The organism is Thiohalobacter sp., assembly GCF_027000115.1.
Lineage (GTDB): Bacteria > Pseudomonadota > Gammaproteobacteria > Thiohalobacterales > Thiohalobacteraceae > JALTON01.
Map to the genome: position 1 here is coordinate 1 of NZ_JALTON010000043.1, position 3,701 is coordinate 3,701.

A 3,701-nucleotide genomic window follows, 5' to 3' on the forward strand; every position below is an offset into this window, starting at 1 on the left:
TCCGCATCGTCGGCATTCAGCGCTGGGCTATCTGTCGCCGATCAACTTCGAGCGGCAGCATACCCAGCACAAGGGCGGGGCTCAGGCCCCAAATGTGGAACTGTCCACTGAAGCGGGGTAACTCCAGAAAACGCACAAGGGACCACTTTTTGCGTACCAAGTACCAAACTCCCGCACGCACGGCCCGGCGACAGAAGTATCGCCAGCCAGAACGCGCACTCGCTCGCCCATCCCTGTACTCGGCATGCTGGCGGTCTGGGTGTTCGCGCTGTCCCCGGCCGCGTCGCAGGCCAGCACCGTCACACTTGAATACTATACCTCCGTCATGATGTCCGGTACCGATGGCGTCAACCCGACAGTCACCCACAATCTGACTGACAACCCGGCGCGGCCCCTCGACACCCAGGTGATCGAGGACTCCATCACGCCGTTTCATGGTAACGCACATGCATGGATCCCGGATGCGGCCAGCCTCTACTCGGAGTCGAGCATCGTTGCCGACAGCGCTTCACCGAATGGAGTGCTCTACACTCTGAATGATGCCGGCGCATTCACGAACACGGCCAACCGGTTCCTCTCCACTGGCGAGACGCTCGAGGTCAGCTTCGACTGGGCCTACCTGGTCAACCCGCAGGGCGATGGCGGCTACGGCTCGGCCTGGATCAACGTCGAGCTCAAGGACCTTACGGACTTCTCGCGGCCCATCCAGTTCACCCAGGAGGCCTTCAACTACTCCACCGATGGAATGGCCCAGGACAGCGGCAGCTTCTTCCAGAGTGTGTCCACAATCGCTGGCCATACGTACACGTTCGACCTGATTATCGAGACCGAGGCCGAGGTATTTCATCCCGGTGCCGCCGCAAGTGGCTACGGCTACGGTGAGGTCACAAACCTGCAGATCGCCGTCTCCAGTGCTGTGGTGCCGCTGCCGCCGGCACTCTGGCTGTTCGCCAGCACGTTACCCGCCGTTGTTGCTCTGGGCCGGCGTAAGCTTCGGTGACCATCGCTTGGCCGATGACTTCTTGCTCATGGACACCTCTTGTCGTTCTCACTCTACGACCAAATGTGTGTCCAGAATATTCAAGGGGCAACCCAGCATAGACCAAATCGACCATATCTTTGGGCCACGACCTGGAGGGTGGGCAGGGTCATACTCTTAATCAGGCAGGCGGGTGGCAAGCATCATCACGGGCCCGATACGACCCTGCTCGATGTTGGCGAGAGTGTTGCGCAGCTTCTCGTCGCTGCGGCGCATGGCCAGCCGCGGCGCGGAAAAGGCGCCGGGCTGCTGCGGGGCCTGTTCCATCACCTTGCGGAAGAAGCGGATGGCCAGCGGTGTGTGGTCTTCGCTCTCGACGATGCGCAGGCCGGCGTCGGCCAGCAGCGCGTGCATTTCGACCGGCGTCACCAGGTGGCTGGTGGCGGGCGACTCCGCCCAGGGCACGGGGAACAGCAGCTCACCGCTGCCCTTCTTCATGACATCGTAGAGGGCCAGCGGCCGGCCCGGCTTGAGCACGCGGGCCATTTCCCGGTACAGGGCGGCGCGGTCGGCGATGTTCATGGCGACGTGCAGGCTGACCACGGCGTCGAACTGCGCATCGGCGTAGGGCATGTCCAGCGCACTGCCGACGTCGAAGCGCACCCGGTGGTCGAGCCCGACCGCGGCGGTCAGGGTGTCGGCGGCGCGGATGAACTCGGGCGTGAGATCGAGCCCGACCACGCGGCAGCCGCAGTGGGCGGCGATGTAGCGCACGGCGCCGCCGATGCCGCAGCCGACGTCCAGCACCTGGTGACCGGGTTCCAGATCCAGCTTGCCGACCAGGTGCTCGGTGGCCTCGCGCCCGCCGATGTGCAGTTCCTCGAAGGGGGCGAGATCCGACGGCTGCAGCGTGGCGCGGTCGACGCCCGCCGCCGCCAGGGCGTCGAGGATGCTGGCGGCCATGTCCGTGCCGCCGTAGTGGCGCGCGACATCGCGCTCGATGTCCCGCGCCTGCCGTGCCGGACGGTTCATGCCAGGCTGCCCAGCATTGATTCGTCGTAGGGCGCCAGCGCCTCGTCGGCGTGCGCCCTGGCCACCAGGTCCGGGTTGGCGATGAAACTGCGGCCGAAGGCGACCAGGTCCATACGGTTTTGTGCCAGCTCCGCCTCGGCGCGTGCGGGCGTGAAGCCGCCGCAGCCGACCACCGTGCCCGGGTAGCGATGACGCACATAGTCCACCGGCCGGCCGCCGAGGTAATCGTAGCGCTGGTCGGCATCGAAGGCGGCGACGTGCACATAGGCGAGCTGCCTGCGGCCGAGTTCGGGCAGCAGCCAGTCGAAGGCGGCCTCGTCGCCCGGCGTGTGGTCGAGGTTGACATAGGCCTGGGGCGACAAGCGAATGGCGGTGCGCTGCGACCCCACGGCCGCGGCCACGGCATCGACCACCTGCAGCGGGAAGCGGGCCCGGTTTTGCGGGCTGCCGCCGTAGTCGTCCTCGCGCCGGTTGGTCTGCTGGTGCAGGAACTGGTCGATGAGATAGCCGTTGGCGCCGTGGATCTCCACGCCGTCGAAACCTGCCCGCAGCGCATTGCGGGCGGCGTCGGCAAAGCGATCCGCCAGCTCCGCGATTTCGCCGGTCGTCAGCTCGCGGGGTGTCTCGTAGCGCAGGTCCGGCGCCCGGGGCAGGGGGCCGTCGAGCGCCACCGCGCTGGGCGCCACCGGCTGGCAGCCGGTGTAATGGCTGTGGGCCATGCGCCCGGTATGCCAGAGCTGGCAGAAAATGAGGCCGTCCCTGGCATGTACCACGTCCGTGATCCGGTGCCAGGCGTCCACCTGGCTTGCGGCGAAGATCCCCGGCGTGCGCGGGTAGCCCTGGGCACGGGGATCGACGAGCGTCGCCTCGGTGACGATCAGGCCGGCGTCCGCCCGGGCGCCGTAATACGCCTGCGCACCTTCCGTCGGCACCAGGCCGTCGGCGGCGAAACACCGTGTCATGGGGGCCATGACGATACGGTTCTTGAGCGTCAGCCCGCCGGGGAGGCTGTAGTGCGAGAACAGTCGCTGGCTGTCCATGGCCGCCGTCCGCCTCCGTTCAGTCCTTGCCGAAGATCTTCTGGGCCATGATCAGCCCGGGACAGATGCCGACGGCGGCGGCGAACAGGAAGAAGGTGGGCACCACGTACAGGAACCAGTGCACCTTGTCGAAGCCGGTCAGCCAGATGCCGATCAGAATAAGGGTCGCGGCATTGAAGAAGAAAAACCGCATCGCTTTGCTTGCCTTGGTCATGAGTCGTCCTCCTGCTGCGCTGATCTGGAGTCCTGCCGGTCGATCAGCAGGTCGGTGGAAAGCATAGAATGGGCTATAATCCATAACAATGGATAATATCTGGATATTATTGGTATCTGTTTTGTTACCAATGAGCGGGCCGCCGTGGACAACCTGCGACGCATGATCGCCTTCGCCCACGTGGTCGAGGCCGGCAGTTTCTCGGGTGCCGCACGCCGGCTGGGCATTGCGCGTTCGGCCGTCAGCCGGCATGTCGCGCTGCTGGAGAAATCCTTCGGCGTGCGCCTGCTGAACCGCACCACGCGCCGCCTCAGCCTCACCGAGGCGGGCAGAATCTACTATGAAAGCTGCGCCAGCATCCTGGCCGAGGCCGAGACGGCGGAGCAACGCATCCGCCAGCTGCGGGATCAGCCGGTGGGCACGCTGAAGGTGGCGG

At 65.7% G+C, this 3,701-nt stretch carries 5 protein-coding genes; 2 read left to right on the forward strand and 3 right to left on the reverse strand.

The window, feature by feature from the left end; genetic code table 11:
* Nucleotides 1-244: 244 nt before the first annotated feature.
* A complete protein-coding gene (locus MVF76_RS07835) occupies nucleotides 245-1,000 on the forward strand; it encodes a hypothetical protein (RefSeq protein WP_297528252.1) in 756 nt (251 codons plus the stop codon).
* A gap of 156 nt (nucleotides 1,001-1,156) precedes the next feature.
* Here the strand turns inward: MVF76_RS07835 and MVF76_RS07840 are convergent, their stop codons facing one another.
* From MVF76_RS07840 to MVF76_RS07850, 3 genes are read right to left on the reverse strand one after another with little or no spacing between them, the layout of a single operon-like run.
* Nucleotides 1,157-2,011, reverse strand: a complete 855-nt coding sequence (locus MVF76_RS07840; protein WP_297528253.1) for a class I SAM-dependent methyltransferase — start codon at nucleotides 2,009-2,011, stop codon at nucleotides 1,157-1,159.
* Nucleotides 2,008-3,051, reverse strand: coding sequence for an alkene reductase (locus MVF76_RS07845; RefSeq protein WP_297528254.1), 1,044 nt, complete (start codon nucleotides 3,049-3,051; stop codon nucleotides 2,008-2,010). The genes MVF76_RS07840 and MVF76_RS07845 overlap by 4 nt, the downstream gene beginning before the upstream one ends.
* 19 nt (nucleotides 3,052-3,070) lie before the next feature.
* Nucleotides 3,071-3,265 carry a hypothetical protein gene (locus MVF76_RS07850; protein ID WP_297528255.1) on the reverse strand — a complete coding sequence of 65 codons (195 nt, stop codon included), beginning with the start codon at nucleotides 3,263-3,265 and terminating at the stop codon, nucleotides 3,071-3,073.
* 144 nt (nucleotides 3,266-3,409) lie between these two features.
* On the opposite strand from MVF76_RS07850, the gene MVF76_RS07855 reads away from it, so the two are divergent.
* On the forward strand, nucleotides 3,410-3,701 hold a 292-nt coding region (locus tag MVF76_RS07855), incomplete at its 3' end, for a LysR family transcriptional regulator (protein ID WP_297528256.1).